This is a genomic window from Streptomyces sp. NPDC088923, assembly GCF_044749745.1.
Classification (GTDB): Bacteria; Actinomycetota; Actinomycetes; order Streptomycetales; family Streptomycetaceae; genus Streptomyces.
Genome location: NZ_JBIVIO010000006.1, coordinates 95918 through 101973, shown reverse-complemented (window position 1 = coordinate 101973; position 6056 = coordinate 95918). Strand labels below are relative to the sequence as shown.

Below are 6056 nucleotides of genomic sequence, written 5' to 3'. Positions count from 1 at the left end.
CCCGCCGGGGGGCCCCCCCCCGGGGCCGGGCGGCGGCCCCGCCCGGGCGCGCGGGTGTGCCCCGGCGCGCTACCGCGGGGGGGGGGGGGGGCGCCCCCCCCCCCCCCCCCCCCGACCCCGTACCCCCGGCCCCGGCTCAGGCGGGCAGCCAGGCGTAGCACCCCTGCGAGACGAACTTCTCCGTACCCGCGGGGATGTCCACCGTCACCTTCTCGGGCTTCGTGCCCTGCGGCGGCCCCGAGGCGAGCGTCTTGCCCCCCGCGCCGAGCGCCTGCCACGTGCACGTGCTCGCGTCCGCCGTGAGCGCGCGGTACGTGCCGGGCGACGGGCTCTTCTTCGTGCCCTCCGTGAAGCCCTGCCGGGCCCGGTCCAGGAGCGGCTGCTGCTCGGGGCAGAGCTGGCCGATGGCGGCCACCGCGTCGGGGATCTCGCCCGCGATGAGCGCGCCCACGGCGGCGTCCTTGTCGTGCGAGGCCGTCAGCTTCAGCCGGTCGCACGCCTCCTGCCCGGTCTGGAGCACCGCCGCGGGGTCCATGTTCTTGGGCACCCGGCCGCTGAGGTACTTCTTCTCCTTCTTCGTGAAGGTCCCCGTCGCGGGCTTGAGCTTGTCGTCCGACTCGACGGGCCCGCTCGGCTTCGCCTCCTTCGCGGCCTCGTTGCGGGCGGGGGCCTTGGAGCCCGAGGGACTCGGCGAGGCGGCCGACGACGGGGCCAGGGGCTGCCCGGCGGTCGAGTCGCCCTTGTCCCCGTCGTCCGAGGAACCGCAGGCGCTCAGCGCGAGCAGCGCCGTGCCGAGCACGAGCGCGCCCGCGAGGGGCCGGCGAGTGGTGGTGCGCATGGAACTACTCCTGTACGGAAGGGACGGGGGGTACGGGCGCGGGGCCGGACCCTGTGAAGGCGTCCGGCCCCGCGTGTGTCAGCCGACCCGGGGCTACGGCGCGCCGAACGTCAGGACGAGCTGGGGCGTCTGCGCCCCCGCGCTCGCCTCGCTCGACCACAGCCACAGCGGGTCCGTGCCCTCGCTCGTCATCGCCATGCTGTACTCGCCGCCGAGCGCCGCCTTCATCGCGCTCGTGTCGAGCAGCGCCGAGTACACCGTCGAGCCCTCGGTCGCGCCGCTCAGCGTGCCGAGCGTCGTGGTGCCGAGCGCGGGCTTGTTCTTGTACGTGACGCCCGCCTCCGTCCAGTCCCCGGTGACCGGCCGGATGCGCTGGTCGTCCTCGGAGCCCGCGCCGGCCTGCGTGGACGTCTTCACCGCGAGCCGCGCGCTCTTGAGCACGGTCCCGGCGGGCGCCTTGGGCAGCGTGAAGCGCAGGTAGCTCTCGTACGCGGAGGTGCCGCGCACGGCGAGCGAGCTGGACGCGCCGTAGTTGGTGCTCGGCGCACCCGCGTTGGCGTAGGCGTCCTCGCTCGCCGTCACCTTGACGATGGTGTCGGCGGGCGCCGGGTTGGTCGCGAGCTGGTAGTGGCTGTTGACCTGCTCGGGCGTCAGCGCCTTGTCGTAGACGGCCGTCTCGTCGATCTGGCCGTTGAAGAACTGGCTGGAGGGGGCCTCGGGCCAGCCGCTGATGTTGTCGCCGCCGACGTGCCAGTACCCCGAGTACGCCTGGTTGCCCGTGACGTCGTTGCTCGACTGGAGCTTGCCGTCCACGTACAGCTTCATGCCGGAGCCGTCCTGCGTACCGACGGCGTGGTGCCACTTGCCGTCGTTGAGGCCGGCACTGGAGGCGACGGTCTTCGGCATGCCCGGGTGGGCGCCGAAGACGACCTTCCCGGAGTCCGTCATGTACAGGTGCTTGTCGTAGTTGCCGCTGCCCCGGGTGCCGGTCTGGTCACCGAAGCCGAGCAGCTTCCCGCCCTGCGTCGTGGTCGTCTTGAACCACGTCTCCAGCGTGTACGCGCCCTTGACGGTCGTCCTGCGGTCGGAGTTGACCTGCTGGTTCGTCCCGTTGAGGCTCAGCGCCTTCGAGTCGTTCAGGACGCCCGCGGCGGAACCCGTCGAGGGCGCGTTGCGGCCGAGGCCGTGCAGGTCGCCGGAGGAGAGGTCGCCGACGAAGGGCCCGCTCGTCTCGTCGTAGCGCCAGTACATCGACGCGCCGTCGTCGAGGACGGCGTTCGGGTACGCCTGCGCGGACTCGGGCACCGTCACGCTGACGGCGTTCGACTGCGCGCTCGTGTTCCCGGCCGCGTCGGTGGCGGTGACCCGGTACGTGTAGGTCTCGCCCGCCTTCGCGGTGGTGTCCGTGAAGGAGAGCTGGGGACGCGACCACTCCAGCGAGTCGCCCGTCATGGTGTGGATCGGCGTGGCCGAGCCGTTGCGGTACACCTTGTACGTCAGGCGGCTGTCGTCGAGGTCGAGCCCCGTACGCCAGCGCACCTGCACCGCGCCGGGCTTGACGCTCGCCGCGCTCGCCTGCGGCGCCCCCGGCGCCCCGGTGTCGGGCCCTGTCGCGAAGCGGGTCAGGCCCTGGGCCGCACCGCCGTTGACGGTGGTGAACTCGCCGCCGACCCACAGGTACTTCGTCGACCCGCTGCCGGATATGGACATCGCGCGCGGGCCGATGCCCTCGCCGAGGCCGTCATTGGTGTCCGGCATCCAGCCGAGCTTGTGCACGTCGTCCACCGGCTGCGCGAGCAGGTGGTGGCGGCGCCCGTCGGGGAACTCGTCGACGCTGGAGCAGTCGTGCGCGTGCGAGGCGCTGTAGAGCACGCCGTCGTAGGGGAGCACCGACTGCGTGGCGCCGAGGCACGTGTCGCGCCAGCGCTGCGCGTAGGTGTCGAGGTCGACGGCGATACGGCCGTCGAAGACGCCGCCGCCTGTGCCCTCGTTGCCCGTGTAGAACCCGGTGCCGTCCGTCGCGATCGACTTCACGACCGAGTTCTGCGGCACGAAGTTGTTCGGGTATGTCTTGACGTTGGCGCCCGTCGTCGCGTCGACCACGCCGAGTGCGTGCGAGTCCGCGCCGTTGACGGTGAAGAAGTCGCCGCCGAGCAGGACGTGCTGGTGGTCGGGCGTGACCGCGATGGCCCGGCCCGGCTGGTCCGCGTCGGCCTGCCAGGGGAGTACCGCGCCCGTGGTGCCGTTCACGGCGGCGAAGCGCTTGTGGGACTGTCCGCCGACGCTGGTGAAGTCGCCGCCCGCGTAGACCGTGTTCCCGGAGACCGCGAGGGCCCGGACGGTCGCGGGGAAGCTCGCCTTGAAGTCCGTCCTCGGCTTGCACGTCGCGACGTCGATCGCGGCGAGGCTGCTCGCGGCGACCCCGTTGACCGCGCCGAAGTAACCGCCGACGTACAGCGTCTTGCCGTCCTCGGAGACCGCCATCGAGCGCACCGTCGCGGTTCCGCTCGCGACGGTGAAGGAGAGGTCGCAGTCGATGGGCGCACCCGTCGACGCGTCCATCGCGGCGAAGTTCACCGCGCTCTTCGGTGTCCCGGCCTGTCCGTCCGGCGGGCGCACCTGCGAGAACGTACCGCCGACGAAGACCGTGTCACCGGACTGGGCGAGCGCCCAGACGATGCCGTTGGTCTGCCACGTCGGCAGGTCGTCCGCGGTGAAGGCGACCGGCGCGGTGACCGCGGCGGCCTGGGGGGCGGCGAGCGCCCCCAGCCCCATGACGGAAGCGGAGAGGACAAGGGCAGCGGAGAGCCCCTTGGATCTTTGCATCTATCCCCCAAGGCGTTGGGCCCGGCAAGCGGCCTGCTCTGGCCGAAGTGGTCGTATCTTCGCAGGAGATACCCAGTCACGTGAGCCCGGGGTGCCGTCTCATGGGGCTTCCTTGACCTGATTGGTATGAAAAAGCGCGAGTGCCCCCGGGAAAGCGGTTGTCCCGGGGACCCCTCGTGCGTCGGGCGCGTGTGCCGCTCTTCGCGGTACCCGAAATGTCCGTCCCGCCTCAGCGGTCGATGCGCACCGTCGCGCCCGCGAGCTGGTCCTCGACCTGGCGCACGTCGGCGTCGACCATGATCCGGGCCAGCTCCTCGACGAGCACCGCGGGCTTCCAGCCGAGGAGTTCGCGCGCCTTGCTCGCGTCGCCGATGAGCGCGTCCACCTCGCTCGGACGCTCGTACTTCGCGTCGTAGCGCACGTGCGCGTTCCAGTCGAGCCCGGCGTGCGCGAACGCGGTCTCCGTGAACTGGCGAACCGTGGCGGGCACCCCGGTGGCCACGACGTAGTCGGTGGGCTCGTCGTGCTGGAGCATCCGCCACATCGCCTCGACGTACTCGGGCGCGTAGCCCCAGTCCCGTACCGCGTCGAGGTTGCCGAGGTACAGGTGTTCCTGGAGTCCGGCCTTGATCCGGGCCACGGCGCGGGTGATCTTGCGGGTCACGAAGGTCTCGCCGCGGCGCGGGGACTCGTGGTTGAAGAGGATGCCGTTGACCGCGAACATGTCGTAGGCCTCGCGGTAGTTGACCGTCGCCCAGTAGGCGTAGACCTTCGCGGCGCCGTAGGGGCTGCGCGGGTGGAAGGGCGTCCCCTCGTTCTGCGGCGGCGGGGTGGCGCCGAACATCTCCGAGGAACTGGCCTGGTAGATGCGGGTGTCCACGCCCGAGGCGCGGATCGCCTCCAGGAGCCGCAGCGCGCCGAGTCCCGTGACGTCGCCCGTGTACAGCGGGGCGTCGAAGGAGACGCGGACGTGCGACTGGGCGCCGAGGTTGTAGACCTCGTCGGGGCGTATCTCGCGCAGCAGGTTCACGAGCGCGACCCCGTCGCTGAGGTCCGCGTGGTGCAGGACGAGGCGGCGGTCGTCCTCCTGCGGGCTCTGGTAGATGTGGTCGATGCGCTCCGTGTTGAAGCTCGACGAGCGGCGCAGCAGCCCGTGCACCTCGTAGCCCTTGGCGAGCAGCAGCTCCGCCAGGTACGAGCCGTCCTGCCCGGTGATACCGGTGATCAGCGCGGTCTTGCTCATGGGTGGTTCCCCTCCTGAACCGGCCGGCCGGAGGGGCCGCCTTGGTGGTTCTGACTTCTGCTGTGGCTGTGGCTGTGGTTGAGACCGCGGGTGCGGTGCTGGTTCTGTTGTGTTCTGTCACGGTCCGCGCGGAAAAGTACCGCCCGGCTGCCCGCGGCGCCGCTCGTCCTGGCATGATCCGGTCCATGACGCAATCGCAGCTCCTGCCCGAGCGGGCCCGGATATTCGTCGCCGGGCACCGCGGCCTCGTGGGCTCCGCCGTCGCCCGCCGACTCGGCGCCGACGGCCACGAGGTGCTCACCAGGACCCGTACCGAACTCGACCTGCGCGACGCCGCCGCCACGGCCGCGTACCTGAAGGAGACCCGCCCCGACGCGGTCGTGCTCGCCGCCGCCAAGGTCGGCGGGATCATGGCGAACTCGACCTACCCCGTGCAGTTCCTGGAGGAGAACCTCCGGATCCAGCTCTCGGTCATCGCGGGCGCCCACGCCGCCGGGGTCGAGCGCCTGCTCTTCCTCGGCTCCTCGTGCATCTACCCCAAGCACGCCCCGCAGCCCATCCACGAGGACGCGCTCCTGACCGGGCCCCTGGAGCCCACGAACCAGGCGTACGCGCTCGCGAAGATCGCCGGTATCACGCAGGTGCGGTCCTACCGGAGCCAGTACGGCGCCGCGTACATCTCGGCCATGCCGACGAACCTCTACGGGCCCGGCGACAACTTCGACCTGGAGACCTCGCACGTCCTGCCCGCCCTCGTCCGCCGCTTCCACGAGGCGAAGGCGGAGGGCCGCGAGGAGGTCGTGCTGTGGGGCTCGGGCAGCCCGCGCCGCGAGTTCCTGCACGTCGACGACCTCGCCGCCGCGTGCGCCCTGCTCCTGCGCTCCTACGACGGCGCCGAGCCCGTCAACGTCGGCTGCGGCGAGGACCTGACGATCCGCGAGCTGGCCGAGACGGTCCGCGACGTCGTCGGCTACGAGGGCCGTATCGCCTGGGACACGAGCAAGCCCGACGGCACCCCGCGCAAGCTGCTCGACATCTCGCGGCTCGCCTCGCTCGGCTGGAAGCCGCGCATCGGCCTGCGCGAGGGCGTCGCCGGTACGTACGAGGCGTGGCGCGCGACGCTCTGAGACGGCGCGTACGGGGCGCGGC

The 6056-nt window shown here is 71.8% G+C and carries 4 protein-coding genes; 1 reads left to right on the top strand and 3 read right to left on the bottom strand.

Features of this window, described 5'->3' with window-relative positions:
• Window positions 1–136: 136 nt before the first annotated feature.
• The 3 genes from ACIP4O_RS22720 to gmd form a co-directional block, all read right to left on the bottom strand.
• On the bottom strand, window positions 137–838 hold the full coding sequence (locus ACIP4O_RS22720; protein ID WP_401576966.1) for a hypothetical protein: 702 nt from the start codon (window positions 836–838) through the stop codon (window positions 137–139).
• A 93-nt stretch (window positions 839–931) separates the two neighbouring features.
• The gene (locus ACIP4O_RS22715) at window positions 932–3664 is read right to left on the bottom strand and encodes a LamG-like jellyroll fold domain-containing protein (RefSeq protein WP_401576965.1); all 2733 of its coding nucleotides are present in this window, start codon (window positions 3662–3664) and stop codon (window positions 932–934) included.
• A 229-nt stretch (window positions 3665–3893) separates the two neighbouring features.
• Complete coding sequence (gmd, locus tag ACIP4O_RS22710; protein ID WP_401576963.1) at window positions 3894–4907, bottom strand: GDP-mannose 4,6-dehydratase; 1014 nt, start codon at window positions 4905–4907, stop codon at window positions 3894–3896.
• Between the two features lie 185 nt (window positions 4908–5092).
• On the opposite strand from gmd, the gene ACIP4O_RS22705 reads away from it, so the two are divergent.
• Entirely contained in the window at window positions 5093–6034 is a 942-nt protein-coding gene (locus ACIP4O_RS22705; RefSeq protein WP_401576961.1) for a GDP-L-fucose synthase family protein, read from the top strand.
• The last annotated feature ends 22 nt before the right edge of the window (window positions 6035–6056 follow it).